The organism is Nonomuraea sp. NPDC052129, assembly GCF_040680095.1.
GTDB lineage: Bacteria > Actinomycetota > Actinomycetes > Streptosporangiales > Streptosporangiaceae > Nonomuraea.
Genome location: NZ_JBFAVX010000023.1, coordinates 124469 through 146657, shown reverse-complemented (window position 1 = coordinate 146657; position 22189 = coordinate 124469). Strand labels below are relative to the sequence as shown.

The following is a 22189-nucleotide window of genomic DNA, read 5'->3' as shown; positions in this document are numbered from 1 at the left end:
GGTCTCATCGCACACTTTGCGTCCATCGCTTCTTGAGGTAGGACTTTCCGGCATCTGTCTGCGGAATCGTGAGGAGCACCGGCGGCCCGGGGGCGACAGGCATTTTGGCTGCCTGCTCGGCGTCGAGCGTGCCGCGCATCAGCATCGCCTCGCCGCGGGCGGGGCGGGCCCAGCCCTTCTGCAGGAGGTTCTGGCCCTCGTCGGAGAACAGGAACTCCTGCCAGAGACGGGCCGCGGCGGGATGCGGCGCGTCCTTGCTGATCGCCTGCACGTGGTAGTCGCCCAGCGGCGCGTCACGCGGGATCGTCACCTTCCACGCCTCCGCGTCGCGGGCGCTGCGGGCGGCGTTGAGGTGGTCCCAGTCCACGATCACGTTGGCCTTGGCCGGATCGGTGAGCCGGCCCGCCTGCCTGAGCTTCGCGAACAGCTCGACACCGCGCTGCGGCTGTGGCGCGCCCGACACCAGCGAGGCGGCCATCACGCCGTCGAAGGCCGCCACCGAGTGCAGCGGGTCGCCGTCGAGCGCGACCAGGTAGCCCGGCTTGGCGGCCAGGTCGGCGAAGGAGGCGGGGGCGGGGACCTTGCGCGGGTCGTAGCCGAGCGACATGTAGGCGCCGTAGAGGCCGTACCAGGCGCCCGCGGGGTCCTTGATGTGGTCGGGCAGGTCCTGCCAGCCCTGCACCTTGTACGGGGCGAACTTGGCGGCACCGGCCACCGCGACGTCGAGGGTGAGGTCGAACACGTCGGGTTTGAGCTGGGCGGCGGCGTCGATCTCGCGCCGGCTGCTGGCGCCGGGCTCGAGCTCGTTGACCTTGATGCCGTACTTGTCGGTAAAGGCGTCGATGATCGCGCCGTAGTTGACCCAGTCCCGGGGAAGCCCGATCACGGTGAGCGAGCCTTCCCGCTTGGCGGTCGCGGCGAGGTTGTCGAGGGTCGTGAAACCCTGCTTCATGGAGGCGGCCTTGACGTTCACCGGCGGCAGCGGCTTCTCGGCCGGGGACGACGACGCGCCGCATCCGGCGCTTGCGATGAGGACGGTTACGGCGGCGCAGATACGTACGGTCACAGAACGAATACTCGCCGTTACTTCCGTTCAGGTCGAGGAGGCGCGGCCGGAACGACCTTGGCCGCCACCAGCACCTCTTCGGAGATCTCCACCAGAGTGCCGTCCCTCTTGCGGACACGCAGCACGCCGCCGTCCCAGGATTCGAGAATCCCGACGGCGTCACGGAAGCCTTCCGGAACCCGTCTGCGGGTGGTGATTCGGGCGCCGACGTCAGCGGTTGTGATCGCGATCACCAGGCGAGCGGCCACGAGTTTGCCACCCTCCGTTTCGGCCAGTTGGCAAGCACGGCAATACTAGGGCTAGCAGACCGCCGTCAGAGTCATGCCATGGTGCGGAGAGAAGGAGCTCGAGGTGACCTACGTCATCGCGCAGCCTTGCGTGGACGTCCTGGACAAGGCGTGCATCGAGGAGTGCCCCGTTGATTGCATTTACGAGGGCGAGCGCATGCTTTACATCCACCCCGACGAGTGCGTGGACTGCGGCGCTTGTGAGCCAGTGTGCCCCGTCGAGGCCATTTTCTACGAAGACGACCTTCCCGAGCAGTGGAAGGAGTACTACAAGGCGAACGTCGACTTCTTCGAGGACCTGGGCTCGCCCGGTGGCGCCTCCAAGGTCGGCAAGATCGACAAGGACCACCCGGTCATCGCCGCGCTGCCGCCGCAGGCCGAAGAGCACTAGCCCGCACCCCGCAGCGGGGCGCCCGATACGGCGGGCCCCGCTGCCGGGCGTACGGCGCGCACGCCTGAGAGGTGGAGACGTGCACGCCTGAAACCTGGAGAACCGTGAACAACCTGCCCGACTTCCCTTGGGACCGGCTGGAGCCGTACAAGGCGCGTGCGCTGGCCCACCCCGACGGCATCGTCGACCTGTCGGTCGGCACGCCCGTCGACCCGGTGCCGCCGCTCGTCCAGAGCGCGCTCGTCGAGGCCGCCAACAGCCCCGGCTACCCGCTCACCCACGGGACGAAGGCGCTGCGCGAGGCCGCCGCCGGCTGGCTGCGCCGCAGGCACGAGGTCACCGTCGAGCCGAGCGACGTGCTGCCGCTGATCGGCTCGAAGGAGTTCGTCGCCTGGCTGCCCAGCTACCTGGGCGCCCGGCGGGTCGTCTTCCCCGAGCTGGCCTATCCCACCTACGACGTGGGCGCCCGGCTGGCCGGAGCGGAGGCGACGGCCTCCGACGGCCTGCTCGCGCTGGGGCCCCAGCACGTGGACCTCGTCTGGGTCAACTCGCCCGGCAATCCCACGGGCCGGGTGCTGCCCGTCGAGCACCTGCGCAAGGTGGTGGCCTGGGCGCGCGAGCGTGGTGTGGTCGTCGCCTCCGACGAGTGCTACATCGAGCTGGGCTGGGAGGAGCGACCCGTCTCCATCCTGCATCCCGACGTCTGCGAGGGCTCCCACGAGGGGCTCCTCGCGGTTCACTCGCTGTCCAAGCGCTCCAACCTGGCCGGTTACCGCGCCGGGTTCGTGACCGGCGACCCGGCTCTGGTCAAGCGGCTCCTGGAGATCCGCAAGCACGCGGGGATGCTCATGCCGGCCCCCGTACAGGCCGCCATGACGGCCGCGCTCGGCGACGACGCGCACGCCGAGGAGCAGCGCGAGCGCTACGCCAGGCGGCGCGTCCAGCTGCGGCCGGTGCTGGAGAAGGCGGGCTGGAGCATCGAGCACTCGACCGCCGGGCTGTATTTCTGGGCGACGGACGGGACCAGTTCCTGGGAACAGGTCAGTAAGCTCTCCGAAATCGGTATTTTGGTTGCTCCGGGGGAATTCTACGGATCGGCAGGTGGGCGGCATATCCGCATCGCCATGACCGCCACTGATGAACGCATCAGTGCGGCGGTGCGCCGCCTCCAGTAGGATCCCCCGCGAAGCAGGGCACACATAAGTTGATAACGGCGTTTGCTGAGGCAGACCGCGAGTGGAGCGAGCTGATCGATGAGCATGACCTTCGTGGTCGTACTCGGGCTGAGCATCGCCACCGTCCTCCTGCTGCTGGGTGCCTTCCTGGCCACCATGCGCCAGGACAGGAAGGGCCGCGCGACCGCACAGCCGGTCGAGATCGCGGCCACCGAGGCCCCGCTGCCGGCACCGGTGAGCATGTCCGGGTACACCGGATCCGACTATGTCGATCCCCGTACCATCAAGGTCGGTGACCGGATAGAGGTCCACGGATCGCCCGCGCGAGTGCTCGGTGCCATGTACATCTCGTGGCAGGGCATGCAGTGGGTCGAATACCGGCTGCGTGACAGCTCCCGCCGCATGCAGTGGCTGTCGGTGCAGGTGCGGCAGGCCGAGGGTGAGCCGTCGCATCTGGAAGTGCTCATCTGGACCGAAGTGCCCACCGAGGGCATGGTGCCCGCCAAGAGCATGCTGATCATGGAAGGCGTCGAGTTCCATCCGATCGAGCGGGGCACGGCCGCGTTCAGGTCGGAAGGCAACACCGGCAACGCCGAGCGGGGCCTGCTCGACTTCGCCGACTATCGCGCCTCCGACGGGCGGCTGCTCTCCTTCGAGCGGATCCAGGGCGGCCGATGGACGGCCAGCTACGCCAGGCCGCTGCCGCCCGGCTCGATCAGCATCGTCAGCCGCGCCACTTCCTAGGGCGGATCCGTCTAGGAGATGTCCACCTTGCTGTCGGTCGCCTTGCCGCCCGACTGCCAGCCCTCCAAGTTCATGTCGTTGGTCCAGGTGGCGCCGTTGAAGCCGACGTGCTTAAGTCCGTACTTCCGCGCGTGGGCCACCGACCAGGCGGCGATCAGCCAGCCGCGCTTCCGCGTCGAGATGGACGGGTCGCCGAGCGCCCGGGTGAGCTGGCGCCGCGCCTCGGCGGTCTTGGCCTGGGGCGCGGGCGTGCCGGTCTTGGGCGGCGGATACCAGCAGTGCACGGCCTTGGGGACACGCCCGGTGAACGCCGCCGCGAGGATCTTGGCGTCCTCTTCGTGCTGGGCGTAGGCGTAGCCGCCCGCGGAGCGCTGCACGGCCTGGGCGGCGTCCTCCAGCGGGATCTTCCGGTAGTTCTTGACCTTGACCAGCGCGGCGAAGAACCGGTTGGTCGCGTAGACGGGGTCGAGGAGCTGCTTGCGCTTGCCCCACCCCTGCGACTGGCGCTGCTGGAACACGCCGACGGAGTCGCGGTCGCCGTAGTCGAGGTTGAAGAGCTTCGACTCCTGCAGCGCGGTCGCGTAGGCGATCACCACTGCCCGCTCGGGCAGCTTGCGGCGCTCTGCGACGGCCGCGATGGTGGCCGATATCTGGGCCTGCTCGATGTCGAGATCCCGGTCGCCCACGGGGGTCTTGACGCTGCAGTGGGCTTCCGGAACGGCCAGCGGCTCCGTCTTTTTGAGCAGGTGAAAGAGGCCGACGGAGATCCCCACCGCGAGCAGCAGAACGATGACCGCGATGGTGATGACTCCGCGGGAGAAGCGCAGGCGCACCCTGAAAAACCTACCCGGCCAGATAAGCTCCGTGGCCATGAGGCACGTGAGCGGTGTGTCACCGATCGTATCCGCGGTGGACGAGCTGTGGGCGCGTCGCGGGGAGCTGTCACCCCGCGACCTCGACGCGCGCAAGGTGGTGGTGAGCGCGATCGACCTGCTGGACAGGGGACAGGCACGGGCCGCCCGGTTGTCCGACGGCGAGGTGGTCGTGGACGAGCGGGCCAAGCGGGCGATCCTGCTCAGTTTCCAGGTGCTCGGCCTGGCCAGGTCGCAGGTGGGCGACTTCCAGCACCACGACCGGCATCCGCTCAAGACCACATTCGACGGGGTGCGGGTGGTGCCGGGAGCGATCGCGCGCTGGGGCTCCTATCTGGCGCCAGGCGTGGTGCTGATGCCGTCGTTCACGAACATCGGGGCGTACGTCGGCGAAGGCACGATGGTCGACACCTGGGCCACGGTCGGCTCCTGTGCCCAAATCGGGAAAAACGTCCATTTGTCGGGCGGTGTGGGGATTGGCGGTGTGCTGGAGCCGCCCAACGCCGTCCCGGTGATCGTGGAGGATGACGCGCTCATCGGCAGCCGTGCGATGCTGGTCGAAGGCGCCCGGGTGGGGCGCGGCGCCGTCATCGGGGCGGGCACGATCCTGTCGGCCTCCATCCCGGTGATCGATGTGCGGACCGGCGAGGAGCTGGCCCGCGGCCGCGTACCCGACTGGTGCGTCGCCGTCGGCGGCACCCGCCAGAAGGAGTTCCCCGGCGGCACGTTCGGATTGCCCTGCGTGCTGGTGATCAAGCGCCTGGAGCCGGGGCAGCGCCACGACAAGGCAGCGCTCAACGAGGCACTGCGCGAACACGGAGTGAATACCTGATGCTGGACCTGACGCAGGACGTACGGACGCTGACCGCGGCCATCGTGGACATCGAGTCGGTGAGCGGCGACGAGAAGACGCTGACCGACGCGGTCGAGCGGGCGCTGGCGGCGTTGCCGTACCTCAAGGTCGACAGATCGGGCGAGACGCTCGTCGCGCGCACGGAGCTGGGCCGCGCCGAGCGGGTGCTGATCGCCGGGCACCTCGACACGGTGCCGGTCGCCGGCAACCTGCCCAGCCGCGTCGAGGGCGACCTGCTCTTCGGCTGCGGCACCTCGGACATGAAGGCGGGGGTGGCGGTCGCGCTCAAGCTGGCGGCCACCGTCCCCGCGCCCAACCGTGACGTCACCTATGTCTTCTACGACTGCGAGGAGATCGAGGCCGAGCGCAACGGGCTGACGAGGGTGGCGCGCGAGCACCCCGACTGGCTGGCGGCCGACTTCGCGGTCCTCATGGAGCCCACCGACGGGGTGATCGAGGGCGGCTGCCAGGGCACCCTGCGGGCCGAGATCACCGTGGCCGGCAAGCGCGCGCACAGCGCCAGGTCGTGGCTCGGGGTCAACGCCATTCACGGCATCGAGCCGGTCCTGGCCCGGCTCAACGCCTACGAGGCCCGGCAGCCCGTGGTCGACGGGCTCGCCTACCACGAGGGGCTCAACGCGGTCGGCGTGCGTGGCGGCGTGGCGGGCAACGTGATCCCGGACGAGTGCGTGGTCACGGTCAACTACCGGTTCGCGCCCGACCTGTCGATCGAGCAGGCGCAGGAGCACGTACGCGAGGTGTTCGACGGGTTCGAGGTCCGCTTCACCGACGGCGCCCCGGCGGCGCGGCCCGGCCTCACCCACCCGGTGGCGGCGGCCTTCACCGCCGCGGTCGGCGGCACGCCGCGGGCCAAGCTGGGCTGGACGGATGTCGCGCGCTTCTCCACACTGGGGGTTCCGGCCGTCAACTACGGTCCCGGTGACCCGAACCTGGCGCACCAGCAGGGGGAGTACGTGTCGCTTCCGAAGATCGTGGAGAGCGAGCGGGCTCTGCTGAACTGGCTGACAAAGTGAAAGTGGCTTTCCTCGCCGGCCATTTGGCGGGGAAAGCCACTTTCAGTCCCGAGCAGCACCCTCGGCAGTTAGACGCAGGCAGGTCGAAATCTGGTTCCTGCTTCTTACAAGATTTTTTACGCGGGTTCTTAGTGCCATCTACCAGGGCATTTGCCTCAGAGGCCCTCTAATGGTGACTAGTCCTCGTTGTGCGCGGGGTCGCCCGGCGTTGGGCTAGCGTGACCGCATGAAACAGACACGTCCGGAACGCCGTCAGGGGCAGGCCGTGATCCGCGGCAGTCTCGCGCTACAAACCACCCATGATCAGCGGCTGCTCGACCGCCAGGGCCCCGCCGACTGGGTGCACATGGACCCGTGGCGGGTGCTGCGTATCCAGGCGGAGTTCGTGGAGGGGTTCGGGCAGCTGGCCGAGCTGCCCCCTGCGGTGACCGTCTTCGGCTCCGCCCGCACGGCCGAGGGCTCGGCCGACTACGGCATGGGCCGCGCGCTCGGCCGTGCGCTGGCTCAGGCCGGATACGCGGTCATCACCGGCGGCGGCCCCGGGGTCATGGAGGCGGCCAACCGGGGTGCTCTGGACGTGGCGGGCGCCATGTCGGTGGGGCTCGGCATCGAGCTGCCCTTCGAGCAGCGGATGAACGACTACGTGGACCTCGGCATCGAGTTCCGCTACTTCTTCGTCCGCAAGACGATGTTCGTCAAATACTCGTGCGGCTTCATCGCCCTGCCTGGTGGGTTCGGCACGCTCGACGAGCTGTTCGAGGCGCTCACGCTGGTGCAGACGCAGAAGGTGACCTCCTTCCCCGTCGTGCTGATGGGCTCGGAGTTCTGGGGCGGCCTGATGGACTGGATCAAGAGCACGCTCCTGGACACCGGCAAGATCGCCAAGCAGGATCTCGACCTGATCACCGTGACCGACGACGTCGAGGAGGCGGTGCGCATCATCGTCGACGCCGACCTCAAGCGGTCCGAGCAGCTCCGGGCGGAGCAGGGCGCCGTCGCCGCCCAGCCGGCCGAGCCCCAATAAGCTCAAATATGTGAATATCTGCGTGTTTTGCGCCTCAAGTCAGAAGATTGATGAGAAGTACCTCCAACTCGCCACAGAGGTCGGCGCCGAGCTCGCCCAGCGTGGCCACACGCTGGTGAGCGGCGGCGCCACCGTCTCGTGCATGGGCGCCATCACCGCCGCCACCCGCGCCTCCGGCGGCCGGACCATCGGCGTGATCCCCCAGGTCCTGGTCGACATCGAGGTCGCCGACACGGGCTCCGACGAGCTGATCGTCACCACCGGCATGCGCGAGCGCAAGGCCGCCATGGACGAGCGCTCCGACGCCTTCCTCGTCCTGCCCGGCGGCATCGGCACGCTGGAGGAGCTTTTCGAGATCTGGACGGCCCGCGTCCTCGGCATCCACGACCGTCCGCTGGTGATCCTCGACCCATGGGGTCTGTACACGCCGCTGCGGCAGCTCATCGAGAACATGTACGACGCGGGCTTCACCCGGGCCAACGTCTTCGACGCCATCTCCTGGACCAACACGGTCGAGGAGGCGTTCGCGCACCTGGAGGCCGCCGGCAAGCCGGTTCGGCCCAGCGTCGAGGAGCTCGGCGAGGCCACCGGCTGACCCGTCCCGGGGAGTCCCAAGACGCAACAGGCGCGGCAAGTGCGGGACTCGTGCCTCGATCGTATGAGTACGATGCCAATGTGCTGGTCGTACTCGCCATTGCCGCGCTCGCCATTCTGGCCTGCGTGGTCCTGGTCTCCCTCGGAAGGGGCGGGGAGCTGACCGAGTTCCCGCCGGATGTGCCGCCTCTCGACCTGCCCGAGCCCGGGCAGCTCACGGCGGTGGACTTCATGGCGCTGCAGCTGCCGGTCAACCTGGTCGGCTATCACACGCAGAGTGTCGATGAGACCCTGCGCAGGGCGGCGACGGCGATCAGCGCTCGGGACACCAGGATCGCGGTGCTCGAACAGCGGGTCTCCGAGCTGCTGTCGAGCCGGCTGTACGCGCGCCAGGAGGTCTACGCGGCTCCGGGCGCCGGGCTGCGCACCGACCACGAGCCACCGGCCGCGCCCCGGGACCTCTCCCAGGAGGGGGATTCGGCGGCCGAGCCGCACGACCTGGGAGACCAGCACGCCGAGCCGTCCCCGGACGAGCCGCAGGACGTGGCGGTGGTGCCAGACCTGCCCGACCTGCCGGACGTGGTGGCCGAGCCGGACGCTGTGGGGAAGCCGGAAGACGACGCCACGCCATCCGAGGCGCCGGCCGATCGCACGGCCGCGTTCGACGCCTCGGCCGCGGCAACGGAAGACGAGCCGGTCCGCGACGGTGAGCCGGTTCGCGATGGTGAGCCGGTCGCGGTCCAGCCGAGCGACGACGGTGAGCCGATCACGGCCCAGCCGAGCGACAACGGGCTGGAGCGCGAGAGTGAGCCGGTGCGGGTGGCGCCGGGCGAGGACAGGGACGAGAGCAAGTGACGCAAGTGACCGAAGTGATCCGCTGTACCTGGCCGGGGATGGCGGACCCGATCTACATCGCCTACCACGACGAGGAGTGGGGCCGCCCGGTCCGGGGCGACGACGGTGTCTTCGAGCGGGTCTCCCTGGAAGCCTTCCAGTCGGGCCTGTCGTGGCTGACGATCCTGCGCAAGCGCGAGAACTTCCGCGCCGCCTTCGACCAGTTCTCCATCCCCAAGGTCGCCGCGTACACCGAGGAGGACGTGACCCGGCTCCTCGGCGACCCCGGCATCGTACGCAACCGCGCCAAGGTGGAGGCGACCATCGCCAACGCGCGGGTCGCACTAGACCTGCCCGGCGGCCTGTCCGACCTGGTCTGGCAGTACGCCGACGCCGAGTCCCCGGTCCCCAGGTCGATGAGCGACGTCCCGGCCATCACCCCGGCCTCCAAGGCCCTGGCCAAGGACCTCAAGAAGCGCGGCTTCAGATTCGTCGGCCCGACCACCGCGTACGCCCTCATGCAGGCCATCGGCCTGGTCAACGACCACATCGAGGGCTGCGTCGCCCGGCAGGAACAGCCGTAGCGGGGCGGATTCAGCGGCCGTGAAACGTCGGCGGCTCCTTGGCCAGGAAGGCCCGCGTGGCGTCGAGGTGGTCCTGGGTGGCCACGCACTCGTCCTGTAGGTCGGCCTCCACGGCCAGGGTCTCGGGCAGTGAGTGCGTCGCGGCGTAGGCCAGCGCCCGCTTCGTGGCCGCGTACGCTCTGGTGGGTCCCGCCGCCAGTCGTACGGCCAGCTCATGGGCGGTCTTGAGCACGTCGTCGGCGGGCACCACGCGCGTGACCACGCCCAGTTCGAGCGCGCGGGCCGCGCCGAGCGGCTCGCCGAGCAGCAGCAGCTCGGTCGCCCGTCCCAGACCCACCAGGCGGGCCAGCGTCCACGACGCGCCCGAGTCGGGCGCCAGGCCCACCCCGGCGAACGCCATCGCGAACTTGGTCTTGTCCGAAGCCACTCGCAGGTCGCAGGCGAAGGCCAGCGAGGCGCCCGCCCCGGCGGCCACGCCGTTGACCGCCGCCACGACCGGTTTGGCCATCGTGGTGATCAGCTCGACGATGGGGTTGTAGTGCGCGCGGACCGTATCGGCCAGGCCGCGGCCCGCCTCCAGGTTGTCGGCGTGCTCGCGCAGGTCCTGGCCCGCGCAGAAGGCCCGTCCCGAGCCGGTGAGCAGCACCGCGCGCACCTCGGGGTCGGCGGCGGCGCGGCGCAGCGCGTCGAGCAGGGCCGCCTTCACCTCGGCCGTCAGCGAGTTCATCGCCTCGGGCCGGTCGATGGTGATGGTGGCGACGGCATCGGTCACGTCATAGCGGATCAAGGCAGCTCCCTGTCGACGAACGCGGCGGCCGCGGGCAGCAGGCGGACCGCCTCCTGCTCGAAGTAGACCCTGGCCTTCTCGCCCGGCCAGGCGGACGGCAGCAGCTCCGGGGGGAGGCCGGGGTCCCGGAACAGGAAGTTGCGCCATCCGTGCACGAGTTTGCTCCTGGTCGCGAACACCTGATCAGCCGGGGCGCCGCCGGGCAGCGCGCCGACCAGGGTGACAGCTTCCGACAGCCAGTGCTCGTACGCCGCGCCGATGGCGGTCAGATCCCAGGCGCGGGCCACCAGCTCGCGCGGGTCGCCCTCAAGCGCCGCGTCGAACCTGTCGGCGCGCACGCCTTCGCCCTCCAGCAGGTTGTCCAGCTCGATCGACGAACGCGGGCCGATCCACGTCGTCTCCGACAGCGCGGCGTACCCCAGGAAGGTCAGGTCGGCGCGGATCCGTTCCCTGCGCGGACGGTCCTTGACCGGCTCGAGGACGATCAGGTGCCACCGGCCACGCCAGCTCAAAGTTCCGGCTCGGTAAATTCTCAAGGCGGCTTCGTCCAGACGTCTGACGCACTTCGGCGTAAGTCCGTAACCGGCGCCCTGGGGCAGCCTGACGGGCTGCAACCAGCCCTGCCGCACCATGCGGGAAACGGCCGTCCGCACGGCTGGGGCGGCGATTTCGAGGGGCTTCATGAGCCGTACGAGCGCGGCCACGGACGCCTGTCCACCGCGCGAGCGCAGGTGGTCTCCATAGAGGTCGAACAGAGCGGCGCGAGCATGCACGAAGTCCAGTTTGGCCGCCTTCGCCAGCATGGACAACGCATTCTGGGAGGAGATCGTTACCCATGAGCGCTCTCGATGCGGGAGAATAGGACATCACAGATGACGTGAATGCGTCGGCCATCCTCAGGGGCGGCCGGAAACCGCGGGCCGCGGGAGCCCAAGGCAGGAAGGGATGCACGCATGGCGGCGATGAAGCCGCGGACCGGCGATGGTCCGCTGGAGGTCACCAAGGAAGGGCGCGGCATTGTCATGCGGGTCCCCCTGGAAGGTGGCGGCCGGCTCGTCGTGGAGATTTCCGCCGACGAGGCGAAGGCGCTCGGCGAAGCGTTGAAGAACGTCGTCGGCTGATAGCTCCCGAGACACAGGTCGTTCCACGGCCCTGGCGTGCGTCCGCGCCAGGGCCGCTGACGTTTGAGGGGGATTTCCGTGCCCATTGAGACCACGGCATCGGTGGTGGCCGACGTACCAGCGGACGTCGAGCTGCTCGCCGTGCCCTATGACGCCGATCTCGCACCCGCCGTCGAGCTGGATCTGCCGACGGCCGCCCTGTTGGCGCACTACGACGCCAAGGGAGAGGCGGGTGAGGTGGTGGAGGTCCCGGTGGCGCGGGCGGACGGGGTCGGCCGGGTGCTCCTGTACGGGGTCGGCGATGGCTCGCCGCGCGCGCTGCGCAAGGCCGCCGCCGCGCTCACCCGTAAGGCCAAGGGCAGGGAAGCGCTGGTCGTGGTGACGCCGGCGGGCGACGTGACGGCCTTCACCGAGGCCGCGTTGCTGGCGGCGTACACCTTCAAGATCGGTGAGCCGGGCAAGCCGTCCGTGCGGGCGCTGACGTTCGTCGGCGCCGACGAGGACGCGGTGCGGCGCGGCCAGACCGTCGCCCAGGCGGTGGCGCTGGCCCGCGACCTGACCAACACGCCCGCGTCGGTCAAGAACCCGCTCTGGCTGGCCGAGCGCGCGGCCGAGCAGGACGTGCCGGTACGCGTCTGGGACGAGGAGCAGCTGCAGGCGGGCGGCTTCGGCGGCATCCTGGCCGTCGGCCGGGGCTCGGCCAACCCGCCCCGCCTCATCCAGCTCTCCTACACCCCGCCCGAGCCGACCGATCGGCATGTCGTGCTGGTGGGCAAGGGCATCACGTTCGACTCGGGCGGCCTGTCGCTCAAGCCGAACGAGAACATGAAGACCCAGAAGACCGACATGGCGGGCGGCGCCGTGGTGATCGCCGTCATCTCCGCGCTCGCCCGGCTGGGCGCGCCCGTGCGGGTGACCGGCCTGGTCGCGGCGGCCGAGAACATGCCTTCCGGTACGGCCCAGCGGCCGAGTGATGTCATCAAGCACTACGGCGGCCGCACGGTGGAGGTGCTCAACACCGACGCGGAGGGGCGGCTGGTGCTGGCCGACGCGCTCGCCTACGCCGATGCCGAGCTCGACCCGGACGCGGTGGTGGACATCGCCACGCTCACCGGGGCGATCACCGTCGCGCTCGGCCGCGGCTACGGCGCCGTCTACGCCACCGACGACGACCTCGCCCAGCGGCTGGTCGAGGCGGGGCAGGCCAGTGATGACCGGCTGTGGCGGATGCCGCTGATCGACGACTACGCGCCGGCGCTGGAGTCCTCGATCGCGGACCTGGCCAATGTCGAGAGCGGTTCCACCTATGGGGCCGGGTCGATCACGGCGGCGTTGTTCCTGAGGGAGTTCGCGGGCAAGCGGCCGTGGGCGCACCTGGACATCGCGGGCGTCGGACGCAGCACCGTGAACGAGGGCGTGCTCACCAAGGGCGCGACCGGGTTCGGGGTGCGCGTGTTGCTGGAGTGGCTGACGCGCTAGGAGTACGTGCGCCGTGGGTTTGGCTGAGGCGCCAGGAGTAGGCGCCGCAGATTTGGCGCTATGAGGCGATCTTGACGGCGGCGAGCAGGCCGTCGCCCAGGGGCATCAGCAGCGAGCGCAGCCGGTCGTCGGACTGCACCAGCTTGCCCAGTTCGCGCAGCGCGACCGTGTCGGGGTCGCGCTGCGCCGGGTCGGCCACGCGGTTGTGCCACAGGACGTTGTCGAAGGCGACGATGCCGCCTACGCGCAACAGCCTGACAGCCTCGGCCAGGTAGTCGGCGTACTCCTGCTTGGCCCCGTCGGCGAAGACCATGTCGTAGCCGCCGTCGGAGAGCCGGGGCAGCACGTCGAGGGCCCGGCCGGTGATCAGCCGCACCCGTCCGCCGGAGAACCCGGCCTCCGCGAACGCCTGCCTGGCCAGCCGCTGGTGCTCCGGCTCCACGTCGACGCTGGTCAGCGTGCCGTCGGGACGCATGCCGCGCAGCATCCAGAGACCGGAGACGCCGCAGCCCGTGCCGATCTCGACGACCGACTTGGCGTTGACGGCCGTGGCGAGGAAGCAGAGCGCCGCCCCGCCCCCGGGAAGGATGGGCGTGGCACCCATTTCCAGGCCGCGCAGGCGCGCCGCGTGCAGGATCTCATCCTCATGATGGAACTGCTCCGCATAGGCCAGAGTGGCCTCTACCGGACTGGTCATCGGCCTCCTCCCCCCACTTTCGTGCGATTGGTCACCGATCGCAGCCTAGGGGAGACACGCCGGGACGGGAACTCAAGACGACCGTGAGGCGTTGCAGGTTTAAACGGGCTTTGCCGGTCCGGAAGGCAGGCAGTACGCACGAAGGGACGAAACCAGGCACTATGGCGGTAGCGGTGGTCCCAATGAGAGGAGTTCTGGTGGACGAAAGTGACCACCAGGCCGATACTCCCGTGTCTGACTGGACGCCTCCCACCTGGGAGGAAGTGGTGCGGACTCATTCCGCACGTGTATACCGGCTGGCGTATCGCCTGACCGGCAATGTCCACGATGCCGAAGATCTCACCCAAGAGGTCTTCGTGCGGGTCTTCAGGTCCCTGTCGAGTTACACCCCCGGAACGTTCGAGGGCTGGCTGCACCGGATCACGACGAACCTGTTCCTCGACATGGCGCGGCGCAAGCAGCGCATCCGGTTCGAGGGTCTCGCCGACGACGCGGCCGAACGGCTGCGCGGGCGCGAGCCGTCACCGGCGCAGGCGTTCGACGACGCGCACCTTGAGCCGGACATCCAGGCCGCGCTCGACGCGCTCGCACCGGAGTTCCGGGCCGCGATCGTGCTGTGTGACATCGAGGGTCTGTCGTACGAGGAGATCGCGGCCACGCTCGGCGTCAAGCTGGGTACGGTCCGAAGCCGTATTCACCGTGGCCGGGCGCAGTTGCGGGAGGCGCTCGATCACCGGGCCCCCCGTAATTCCCAACTCCCCCCGCCATCATTCCCGTCGGGGACCCGTGGGGAGGAAGTCTGATATGTCGCATCTTGGAGAACGCGTTTCCGCGCTCGTGGACGGTGAGTTGAATCACACCGAACGCGACCGCGCTCTAGCCCATCTGACCTTCTGTGGCGACTGCAGGCGGGAGGTCGAGTCGATGCGGGCGCTGAAGTCGCGCCTGCGCTCGCTCGACGGCCCGGCGATGCCGGCCGATCTCACCATGTCGTTGCTGCGGATGTCCGAGCCCGGTGGCCCGTTGCCCCCCAGGGAGCGGCCTTTCCCTACCCGGACGTTCGGCGGAGTGCCCATCCCTGGGCCGCACAGCATCGCTCCGCTGGACAACCGCCCGCGCAGGGACGCAACTGGTGGCGGTTCGGGCCCTGGCCGCGGGGGTAGGCGGCGCGGCGCGTACGTGGCGGTCGGCGTGGTCTCCGCGGCCGTCGCGCTTGGCACCTTCTTCGCCGTCTCGGGGGTCGGTCAGAGCGCCCAGGCGCCGCCGGTCGAGCTGTTCGAGCAGGCGCGGCACACGCCCACTTCGTCGCCCACCACTACTCTGCCCACCGCCACGCCCTGATCTCCCGCCCGCTCTCAGGAATGCCTGGGATACTCGAGTGGCGTAGTCGACGGCGTCAGGGGCATACGATTTGAGTTCGGGAATCTGTCAGGTGTCCACATATGTTGGCTCATTGCCTGACAATTGCTTTACGACTCTCGTATGCCGTTCACGCCAGGATTGCGGTGTCCGAGGCAAGGAGTGGTGAGATCTAGATGACCGACGAGACGCGCCCACCAGAAGGACGCATGCCGTCGGACTTCCCTGAGCCACAGGGGCGGCCGGAGTTCCTGCCAGCCGACGACCAGGCCGAACAGTCTGGATGGCGGTCCGAGACGGCCTCCTCCGAGAGCGGCCGGTGGGGTGACCCGTCAGGCCGCCCCGGAGACACCGCGTCCTATGGCAGCCCCTCCTATCCGCCTCCGGCCTCGTACGCGGCTCCGGCCTCGGGCCAGGGGCCGGCTGAGGAGCCACCGCCGCCCAACAGCACCCGCACCTACGAGAGTCCGTTCTTCGGCAACTCGGCGGGCCCGCCGCCGTTCGGTGGCGGCGACAAGCGCCCGCCCCCGCCGCCCAACGCGCTCGGCATGGGCGCGGGCTGGGCGCCACCGCCCGGCGGCCTGACGTCGGCGCCCGCTCCCAGGCGCGGTCCCGGTACGGGCGTCCTGATCGTCCTGGCGGTCGTCATCGCCCTGGTCGCCTCGGGGCTGGGCAGCGTCGGCACCTACCTGCTGACCAGGTCGGGCGGCAGCGGCACCGACCCTTCCTACAGCCTCGGCCCCATCCCGAGCGGCGCCACGAACCGGCCCCCCGACTCCGTCGCCGGAGTGGCCGCCCGCGCCCGGTCCAGCGTGGTCTCGCTGGAGGTCAACGCCAGCAGCGCCGAGGGCGTGTCGGGCTCCGGCTTCCTGATCAAGGACGGCTACGTGGTCACCAACAACCACGTGGTCGCCCCGGCCGCCAAGGGCGGCGACATCCAGATCATGTTCAACAACCGCAAGACCACGAAGGGCCGCATCGTCGGCCGTGACCCGGGTTCCGACCTGGCCGTGGTCAAGCCGGAGGAGACGTTCGGCACGCCCGAGATCACCCTCGGCAACTCCGAGGACGTGGTCGTGGGCGACCCGGTTATCGCGATCGGCTCCCCGCTCGGCCTCACCGGCACGGTGACGACCGGCATCGTCAGCTCCCTGAACCGCCCGGTCATCGCGGGCGACGAGAGCGGCACCAGCACCGAGGAGCCGGCCTACATCAGCGCGATCCAGACCGACGCCGCCATCAACCCCGGCAACTCGGGCGGCCCGCTGGTCAACGGCAAGGGCGAGGTCGTGGGCGTCAACTCCGCGATCGCCACCCTGAGCCGCTCCATGAGCAGCCAGGGCGGCAGCATCGGCCTCGGCTTCGCCATCCCGGTCAACCAGGCGCGCCGCGTCGCCGAGGAGATCATCACGACCGGCAAGGCCAAGCGCCCGAAGATCGGCATCGTCCTCGACAAGGACTACAAGGGCCAGGGCGTACGCATCGCCTCGGGCCCGACGGAGGGCCGGCAGCCGGTCGACGCGGGCGGCCCGGCCGCCAAGGCGGGTCTCAAGGCGGGCGACGTCATCATGGAGATCGACGGGCTGATGCTGCAGGACGGCAACGAACTGATCGCCCTGATCCGCAGCAAGTCTCCGGGCTCCAAGATCACCATCAAATACCAACGCGCCGGCCAAGACCGCACCGCCACCCTGACTGTTACCGCGGATGACACTCCAGCTCCGACGCCGTCCTGACTTTCAAAAGCTTTTTCTTTCACAGCTTTTACGGCAGGCACGGTGGGCCCCACCCGCCGTGCGGGGCCGGGTCTGTCCAGGGGGACGCTCCTCCGGTGGAGGTGGTCGGCCGCCGCGACGAGACGGTGAGACCGCCCGCGTGGTCTTGGAGACCGCCTACGTGGTCTTGCTGAACCGAGACGGGGGCTGGCGACCTGGCCGGGGCGGTTTGGCCTTAGTCTTGAGGGGTCGGGTTGTCCCCGGTTTGGTTGGACTGCGGTAGGAGCAAACGGTGTTCGGACTCGGGTGGATGGAGATCTGCGCGCTGGTCGTCATCGCGCTGCTCGTCTTCGGTCCCGACAAGCTGCCTCAGGCGGCCTCGCAAGCCGGTAAGACGCTGCGCAACCTGCGCCGGATGGCCAACAGCGCACGCGACGACCTGCGGGCGGGCCTGGGCCCGGAGTTCTCCAACTTCGACCCCAGCGACCTCAACCCCAAGAACTTCGTCCGCAAGCACCTGCTGGAGGACGAGGACGACTGGGTCAACAAGCCCCAGCAGTTGGAGCCCGTCACCACCTCTTACGATCCTGAGCCGGTCGACGAGCTGGGCTACGGCGAATTGCCTCCCTACGACGCGGAAGCGACCTGAGCCGGGGTACGACGCGGAAGCGACCTGAGCCGGGGTACGACGCGGAAGCGACCTGAGCCGGGGTACGACGCGGACGTGACCTGAGCCGGGGTTTCGGTGTGCGGCGCGGTCGTCTACGACCGGACCTAGACCGTGGGGCGCCGGCACGTCACCCCTGGCAATGCGATCCCGCCGCATCCCCGTGATGCCGATGTCCGGCTCGACCGCGATGACATCCGCGGCTGGACTCGCGACGACGAAGTGATCGACACGTAGGTCACACGCGCCTTCCTCTGCCGTCTTGCGGCGGTCAGCCGCTTCCAGGGCTTCACGACCCCGACTCCTGGGAGTGCTGGGTGAGTCAGTCGGGTCGGACGGCACGGTTCAGCAGGGCCATGAGCTGCCGCAGTTCGCTATCGGTCAGTGCTGCCAGCGGGGTCTGCTCCAGCGCCGTCCGGACCAGTTCGTCGCGGACCTCGTGGCCCTTGGCGGTCAGGACCAGGACGCGAGAGCGGCGGTCGGCCGGGTCCACGGCGCGCTCCACCAGGCCCCGGTCGGTGAGCTGGTTGGTGATGAAGGTGAGGTTGGGGGCGTTGCAATACAGGCGTTCGGCCATCACCTTCATCGAGGGTGGCGGCTCTTCCGGGTCGATGGCCCAAAGCGCGTGGAACGTCGCCGGTGTCAGTTGGTGCCCGGCCAGCGCATGCCCGATCAGGTCGTTGGTCCGCATCCAGATCTCGTGGGTCGCGGCCACCACCGCGGTTAGCTCGGGCGTGGTCATGCCGCCATCTTATAGACGTTTCGAGAATTGAAGGATCGTCCTAGCTTCGATGCTTCGAGACTTGAAAAATGCGGGCCTGGTGAAAGAAGACTTTCGCGACGTCACCGTGCTTGATCCTGCTGGCCCGCTCGGATGGTGACCTGCGAGAGCTGCGCGACCGCCGCCTGACCGTCGACCTCCTGCTCAACAACGCCGGCGCGGGCAGCGCGGGTCCGCTGTTCCGGCATCGTCCGCATTCGCCACTTGAGCAATTGTCCTTGTCGTGCCGGACGATGAGCCCCCAGCCAGGCAGGGCCGCGGCCGGGAATCCTCACGTGGTCGCGGCCGTTGTCAGCGATGTGGGGCCGATCGGGTCCCACCCGGACGAGATGCGCCGTACCCGGCCTGCAAAGACGACGCTCCTTGAAGAAAGGGGCTGTCATGGCCTGGCTCATGATCATTGTCGCCGGTCTGTTCGAGGTCGCCATGGCCTATTCGCTCAAGCACAGCAACGGATTCTCCGCACTGCTGCCGAGCATCGGCTTCTTCGTCTTCGCCGTGCTCAGCTTCGGCCTGCTGGCGTTGGCGCTCAGGACTCTCGAAATCGGTACGGCTTATGCGGTCTGGACAGGCATCGGTGCCGTCGGCACGGCCGCTCTCGGCATGATCGTGCTGGGAGAAGACGTGTCCCTCCTCAAGATCGCCTCGATAGCGCTGATCCTCCTCGGCGTTGTCGGTCTCAACCTGGCGGGTGGCAGCCACTGACGCCTTGGCGCCACCGGGGGCGTTGTCGCGGTCGCACACGCCCGTGGAGCTGCGCGGGCGTGCGGCCATGACCCTTTCTAGTTTGCCGGTCCGCTCGCTAGGCATTTCTTCTCTACTCTGTGCTACTGTGTAGTGGTACTCGGTACTACAAAGTACTAGGAGATCGAAGAGGAACCACGATGGACGACCTGACGGAGATGCTGAAGGGCACGCTTGAGGGCTGCGTGCTTGAAATCATCGGCAGCGAGGAGACCTACGGGTACGCCATCACGCGTCGGCTGAACGAACTCGGCTTCGCCGACGTCGTCGAGGGGACGGTTTACACCATCCTGTTGCGGCTGGAGAAGAACAAGCTCGTCCAGGTGACGAAACGACCGTCCGGGGTGGGCCCGCCGCGCAAGTTCTATGCGCTCAACGACGCGGGGCGCCAAGAGCTCACGAGGTTCTGGGCGAAATGGGCGTATGTCACATCACGGATCGACAAGCTCAAGGAGGGCGGGAGATGAACTTCTGGGAGGCCATGACAGGCAGCGATCTCACCAGGGACTGGAAGGCGTTCGAAGTCCGGGCCGCGGCATTGCCGGCCGAATACCGGGCGGCGTGGGAAGAGATCAAGGGTCATCTTTTTCCCTACGGGGACTTCTCGGGACGCAACCTGATGCCGATCCTCGACAGCGCCCTGGGGTTGCTCGAAGAGACAGCGGCCGATGAGCAGAGCATTCACGAGGTGCTGGGTGACGACATCGCGGGCTTCTGCGCGGCGCTGGTCGGCGGAGAAGGGGCTCGGGGCTATCGCGACCGGTGGCGCGAGCAGTTGAACAGGAACGTCGCAAGGAAATTGGGCCGGCTAGGAGGCTGACGTGGGCATCCAAGACATCATCGAGGGCAAGAAGCAGTGGCGGGCGCACATGGCGCGGGTCAAGGCGCTCCCGCCGGACTACCGGATCGTCTACAAGGAGATTCAGAAGTACCTCTTCAAGGTCGGACCGATCGACTTGTTTGACGGGTCCCTGCTCTCAGGGATCCTCGATTTCTTCGAGGAGGGCGTCGCGGCCGACAGGGGAATCCTGGAACTCATCGGCAACGACGTCGCTGCCTTCTGCGACGACCTGATCAAGGACTCGCGCACCTACGCGGACATCTATCAGGAGTCCATCAGCGGGGAATCCGGCACGGCCGAGAAGTAACACCCGTCGACCGGCGCCAGGCGGAGTTCTTCGGGCCCCTGGCCATCGACAGCCCGCTTGCCGCTGCGCGCGCCGAGTCGTGCCGCTTGTCTCCCGCCGAAGCCGGTGTCGCGGTCACCCGCGGCGCTCGGCTGGTGGACACCTGCCCGCAGGTCCAGCGGGCGGCCGACGGTGAGATCCCAGGGGCCCGGCGAGGGCTCTGTGGACGCCGAACCGCCCCTCGGGGGGCGTGCCAGGCCGGCGGGTATCGGACCTGCCGCGGTGTCGTGTCAGCGTCCGTGTCAGCACGGCAACGGGCTGGTATCAGCGCATTCGGCGATGGTGGATGCCATGAACAGTTCAGCGATTGCACTCGTGATCGCGGGGCGCTCCCGCCTCGGCCGCGACGATCGAACTCTCCAGTGATCCGGCGGAGCCCGTCTTCGCCCATGGGATGACGGACTCGCTCACGAACGGCGATCAAGCCGCCCGCACCCACACGCCCAAACCTTCACTATTCGGTGTTGCTAAGTACTAGTAGTCAGTGTTACTTTGTACTGGTATCCAGCAGCGCTAAGTAGCTGCCCCGGGGGGCTACGAGCGGAACCGCTTCGCCACTGCCATCGAGCGCGCCGCCGGCGAGAAACACCACGACAAAGGACAGGACAGACTGATGACGACACAGCAAGCTGCGGCGATCCAGGTGCAGGGCCTGGAGAAGGCGTACAAGGAATTGCGGGTGCTGCGCGGCGTGGACTTCGACGTGGCGCGGGGCAGCATCTTCGCCCTGCTCGGCTCCAACGGGGCCGGCAAGACCACGGTCGTGAAGATCCTGTCCACGCTGCTCAAGGCCGACGCGGGGACGGCACGGGTGGACGGCTTCGACGTCGCCACCCAGGCCGCGGACGTACGCGAATCGATCAGCCTGACCGGGCAGTTCGCCGCCGTCGACGAGATCCTCAGCGGGCGGGAGAACCTCGTGCTGGTCGCCCGGCTGCGGCATCTCAAGAAACCCGCCGAGATCGCCGATGACCTGCTCGCCCGCTTCTCACTCACCGACGCGGGCGGACGGAAGGTCGCGACGTACTCCGGCGGCATGCGCAGGCGCCTGGACATCGCGATGAGCCTCATCGGGAACCCGCCGGTCATCTTCCTCGACGAGCCGACCACCGGCCTCGACCCCCAGGCCCGCATCGAGGTCTGGCAGGCCGTCAAGGAGCTCGCCGGCCGCGGCACAACGGTGCTGCTCACCACGCAGTACCTGGACGAGGCCGAACAACTCGCCGACCGGATCGCGATCCTCCACGAAGGCCGGATCATCGTCAACGGCACCCTGGACGAGCTCAAGCAACTGCTCCCACCCGCCAAGGTCGAATACGTCGAAAAGCAGCCGACCCTCGAGGACGTCTTCCTCACCCTCGTCGGCACGAAGGCATAAGGAACAACAATGAGCAAGCATTTCTTCACCGACACCACCGTCCTGCTGGGACGATCCCTGCGCCACATCACGCGCAGCCCGGACACCATCATCACGACGGCGATCATGCCGATCGCCATGATGCTGATGTTCGTCTACGTGTTCGGCGGCGCGATCAGAACAGGGTCGGATTCGTATGTGAATTACATGCTGCCCGGCATCCTGCTCATCACGGTCGCCTCGGGCATCGCCTACACCGCATACCGGCTGTTCATGGACATGAAGGGCGGCATCTTCGAGCGCTTCCAGTCCATGCCGACCGCGCGCTCGTCCGTGCTGTGGGCGCACGTGCTGACCTCGCTGGTCGCCAATCTGATCTCGCTCGTGGTCGTGACGCTCGTGGCCCTGCTCATGGGCTTCCGCTCGGGGGCGGGAGTGCTGGCGTGGCTGTCGGTGGCGGGCATCCTGATCCTGTTCACCCTGGCGCTGACCTGGATCGCCGTCATCCCCGGCCTGTCGGCCAAGACCATGGAAGGCGCCAGCGCATTCTCCTACCCGCTCATCTTCCTGCCCTTCCTCAGCTCGGCATTCGTGCCCACCGCCACCATGCCCGGCCCGCTGCGCGTCTTCGCCGAGAACCAGCCGGTCACCTCCATCGTCAACGCCATCCGCGCCCTGTTCGCCCAGCAGCCGGTCGGCACCGACATCTGGATCGCCCTGGCCTGGTGCGTCGGCATCCTCGTCGTCGCCTACGCCTTCGCCATGAACACCTACCGCCGCAAGATCTCCTAGGCCACGTGCGGCAGCCGCTGCTCCTCTCGGAAGCCAGTTGGGCCG

General features: G+C 68.6%; 28 protein-coding genes and 1 riboswitch. Of the genes, 21 read left to right on the top strand and 7 right to left on the bottom strand.

What is annotated here, in order from left to right; genetic code table 11:
• Positions 1 to 4 precede the first annotated feature (4 nt).
• A complete protein-coding gene (locus AB0L53_RS38585; protein WP_364005097.1) occupies positions 5 to 1066 on the bottom strand; it encodes an ABC transporter substrate-binding protein in 1062 nt (353 codons plus the stop codon).
• 17 nt (positions 1067 to 1083) lie between these two features.
• Positions 1084 to 1314, bottom strand: coding sequence for a hypothetical protein (locus AB0L53_RS38580; RefSeq protein ID WP_357944220.1), 231 nt, complete (start codon positions 1312 to 1314; stop codon positions 1084 to 1086).
• A 103-nt stretch (positions 1315 to 1417) separates the two neighbouring features.
• On the opposite strand from AB0L53_RS38580, the gene fdxA reads away from it, so the two are divergent.
• The 3 genes from fdxA to AB0L53_RS38565 all read left to right on the top strand — a co-directional run bounded on the left by fdxA (position 1418) and on the right by AB0L53_RS38565 (position 3663).
• Entirely contained in the window at positions 1418 to 1744 is a 327-nt protein-coding gene (gene fdxA, locus AB0L53_RS38575; protein ID WP_357944222.1) for a ferredoxin, read from the top strand.
• Positions 1745 to 1848: 104 nt separating this feature from the next.
• Complete coding sequence (gene dapC / locus AB0L53_RS38570; protein WP_364005094.1) at positions 1849 to 2919, top strand: succinyldiaminopimelate transaminase; 1071 nt, start codon at positions 1849 to 1851, stop codon at positions 2917 to 2919.
• A gap of 78 nt (positions 2920 to 2997) precedes the next feature.
• Complete coding sequence (locus AB0L53_RS38565) at positions 2998 to 3663, top strand: DUF4178 domain-containing protein (RefSeq protein WP_357944228.1); 666 nt, start codon at positions 2998 to 3000, stop codon at positions 3661 to 3663.
• Positions 3664 to 3674: 11 nt separating this feature from the next.
• Here AB0L53_RS38565 and AB0L53_RS38560 read toward each other — a convergent pair whose 3' ends face one another.
• A complete protein-coding gene (locus tag AB0L53_RS38560) occupies positions 3675 to 4496 on the bottom strand; it encodes a hypothetical protein (protein WP_364005090.1) in 822 nt (273 codons plus the stop codon).
• Positions 4497 to 4533: 37 nt separating this feature from the next.
• Here AB0L53_RS38560 and AB0L53_RS38555 point away from each other — a divergent pair, with 37 nt between their 5' ends.
• The 6 genes from AB0L53_RS38555 (at position 4534) to AB0L53_RS38530 (ending at position 9458) form a co-directional block, all read left to right on the top strand.
• Positions 4534 to 5367 carry a 2,3,4,5-tetrahydropyridine-2,6-dicarboxylate N-succinyltransferase gene (locus AB0L53_RS38555; protein WP_364005087.1) on the top strand — a complete coding sequence of 278 codons (834 nt, stop codon included), beginning with the start codon at positions 4534 to 4536 and terminating at the stop codon, positions 5365 to 5367.
• The gene (gene dapE / locus AB0L53_RS38550) at positions 5367 to 6422 is read left to right on the top strand and encodes a succinyl-diaminopimelate desuccinylase (RefSeq protein WP_364005085.1); all 1056 of its coding nucleotides are present in this window, start codon (positions 5367 to 5369) and stop codon (positions 6420 to 6422) included. Before AB0L53_RS38555 ends, dapE begins: the two co-directional genes overlap by 1 nt.
• A gap of 226 nt (positions 6423 to 6648) precedes the next feature.
• Positions 6649 to 7446: a TIGR00730 family Rossman fold protein gene (locus tag AB0L53_RS38545; RefSeq protein WP_364005082.1), complete on the top strand. Its 798-nt coding sequence runs from the start codon at positions 6649 to 6651 to the stop codon at positions 7444 to 7446.
• Positions 7447 to 7456: 10 nt separating this feature from the next.
• A complete protein-coding gene (locus AB0L53_RS38540) occupies positions 7457 to 8041 on the top strand; it encodes a TIGR00730 family Rossman fold protein (protein ID WP_364005080.1) in 585 nt (194 codons plus the stop codon).
• 80 nt (positions 8042 to 8121) lie between these two features.
• The gene (locus AB0L53_RS38535; protein WP_364005077.1) at positions 8122 to 8895 is read left to right on the top strand and encodes a hypothetical protein; all 774 of its coding nucleotides are present in this window, start codon (positions 8122 to 8124) and stop codon (positions 8893 to 8895) included.
• Between the two features lie 5 nt (positions 8896 to 8900).
• Complete coding sequence (locus AB0L53_RS38530; protein ID WP_364005074.1) at positions 8901 to 9458, top strand: DNA-3-methyladenine glycosylase I; 558 nt, start codon at positions 8901 to 8903, stop codon at positions 9456 to 9458.
• A gap of 10 nt (positions 9459 to 9468) precedes the next feature.
• Here the strand turns inward: AB0L53_RS38530 and AB0L53_RS38525 are convergent, their stop codons facing one another.
• The gene (locus tag AB0L53_RS38525) at positions 9469 to 10245 is read right to left on the bottom strand and encodes an enoyl-CoA hydratase-related protein (protein ID WP_364005071.1); all 777 of its coding nucleotides are present in this window, start codon (positions 10243 to 10245) and stop codon (positions 9469 to 9471) included.
• Positions 10242 to 11048: a PaaX family transcriptional regulator C-terminal domain-containing protein gene (locus AB0L53_RS38520; RefSeq protein WP_364005068.1), complete on the bottom strand. Its 807-nt coding sequence runs from the start codon at positions 11046 to 11048 to the stop codon at positions 10242 to 10244. The genes AB0L53_RS38525 and AB0L53_RS38520 overlap by 4 nt, the downstream gene beginning before the upstream one ends.
• Before the next feature lie 150 nt (positions 11049 to 11198).
• Here AB0L53_RS38520 and AB0L53_RS38515 point away from each other — a divergent pair, with 150 nt between their 5' ends.
• Both AB0L53_RS38515 and AB0L53_RS38510 read left to right on the top strand, forming a co-directional pair.
• Positions 11199 to 11366 (top strand): DUF3117 domain-containing protein, encoded by a 168-nt coding sequence (locus tag AB0L53_RS38515; RefSeq protein WP_020545024.1) that lies wholly within the window; start codon positions 11199 to 11201, stop codon positions 11364 to 11366.
• A gap of 78 nt (positions 11367 to 11444) precedes the next feature.
• On the top strand, positions 11445 to 12845 hold the full coding sequence (locus tag AB0L53_RS38510) for a leucyl aminopeptidase (protein WP_364005065.1): 1401 nt from the start codon (positions 11445 to 11447) through the stop codon (positions 12843 to 12845).
• 58 nt (positions 12846 to 12903) lie between these two features.
• Here the strand turns inward: AB0L53_RS38510 and AB0L53_RS38505 are convergent, their stop codons facing one another.
• Positions 12904 to 13542, bottom strand: coding sequence for an O-methyltransferase (locus AB0L53_RS38505; RefSeq protein ID WP_225300697.1), 639 nt, complete (start codon positions 13540 to 13542; stop codon positions 12904 to 12906).
• Positions 13543 to 13703: 161 nt separating this feature from the next.
• On the opposite strand from AB0L53_RS38505, the gene sigE reads away from it, so the two are divergent.
• The 4 genes from sigE to AB0L53_RS38485 all read left to right on the top strand — a co-directional run bounded on the left by sigE (position 13704) and on the right by AB0L53_RS38485 (position 17265).
• A complete protein-coding gene (gene sigE / locus AB0L53_RS38500) occupies positions 13704 to 14345 on the top strand; it encodes an RNA polymerase sigma factor SigE (RefSeq protein ID WP_214639755.1) in 642 nt (213 codons plus the stop codon).
• A 1-nt stretch (position 14346) separates the two neighbouring features.
• A complete protein-coding gene (locus tag AB0L53_RS38495) occupies positions 14347 to 14883 on the top strand; it encodes an anti-sigma factor (protein ID WP_364005061.1) in 537 nt (178 codons plus the stop codon).
• Positions 14884 to 15077: 194 nt separating this feature from the next.
• Positions 15078 to 16637 carry a trypsin-like peptidase domain-containing protein gene (locus AB0L53_RS38490; RefSeq protein WP_364005058.1) on the top strand — a complete coding sequence of 520 codons (1560 nt, stop codon included), beginning with the start codon at positions 15078 to 15080 and terminating at the stop codon, positions 16635 to 16637.
• A gap of 271 nt (positions 16638 to 16908) precedes the next feature.
• Positions 16909 to 17265 (top strand): sec-independent translocase, encoded by a 357-nt coding sequence (locus AB0L53_RS38485; RefSeq protein WP_364005055.1) that lies wholly within the window; start codon positions 16909 to 16911, stop codon positions 17263 to 17265.
• 340 nt (positions 17266 to 17605) lie between these two features.
• On the opposite strand, the gene AB0L53_RS38480 is transcribed toward AB0L53_RS38485, so the two are convergent.
• Positions 17606 to 18025: a MarR family winged helix-turn-helix transcriptional regulator gene (locus AB0L53_RS38480; protein WP_364005052.1), complete on the bottom strand. Its 420-nt coding sequence runs from the start codon at positions 18023 to 18025 to the stop codon at positions 17606 to 17608.
• 336 nt (positions 18026 to 18361) lie between these two features.
• A riboswitch (guanidine-III (ykkC-III) riboswitch) is annotated at positions 18362 to 18427 on the top strand.
• 18 nt (positions 18428 to 18445) lie between these two features.
• Between AB0L53_RS38480 and AB0L53_RS38475 the strand changes: the two genes are divergently transcribed.
• From AB0L53_RS38475 to AB0L53_RS38450, 6 genes are all read left to right on the top strand, one after another.
• A complete protein-coding gene (locus AB0L53_RS38475) occupies positions 18446 to 18769 on the top strand; it encodes a multidrug efflux SMR transporter (RefSeq protein WP_364005049.1) in 324 nt (107 codons plus the stop codon).
• Positions 18770 to 18948: 179 nt separating this feature from the next.
• Positions 18949 to 19275: a PadR family transcriptional regulator gene (locus tag AB0L53_RS38470; protein ID WP_364005046.1), complete on the top strand. Its 327-nt coding sequence runs from the start codon at positions 18949 to 18951 to the stop codon at positions 19273 to 19275.
• Positions 19272 to 19628, top strand: coding sequence for a DUF1048 domain-containing protein (locus AB0L53_RS38465; RefSeq protein ID WP_364005043.1), 357 nt, complete (start codon positions 19272 to 19274; stop codon positions 19626 to 19628). Before AB0L53_RS38470 ends, AB0L53_RS38465 begins: the two co-directional genes overlap by 4 nt.
• Position 19629: 1 nt before the next feature.
• A complete protein-coding gene (locus tag AB0L53_RS38460; RefSeq protein WP_364005040.1) occupies positions 19630 to 19956 on the top strand; it encodes a DUF1048 domain-containing protein in 327 nt (108 codons plus the stop codon).
• 652 nt (positions 19957 to 20608) lie between these two features.
• The gene (locus AB0L53_RS38455; protein WP_364005037.1) at positions 20609 to 21373 is read left to right on the top strand and encodes an ATP-binding cassette domain-containing protein; all 765 of its coding nucleotides are present in this window, start codon (positions 20609 to 20611) and stop codon (positions 21371 to 21373) included.
• Positions 21374 to 21382: 9 nt separating this feature from the next.
• The gene (locus AB0L53_RS38450; RefSeq protein ID WP_364005035.1) at positions 21383 to 22144 is read left to right on the top strand and encodes an ABC transporter permease; all 762 of its coding nucleotides are present in this window, start codon (positions 21383 to 21385) and stop codon (positions 22142 to 22144) included.
• Positions 22145 to 22189 lie beyond the last annotated feature (45 nt).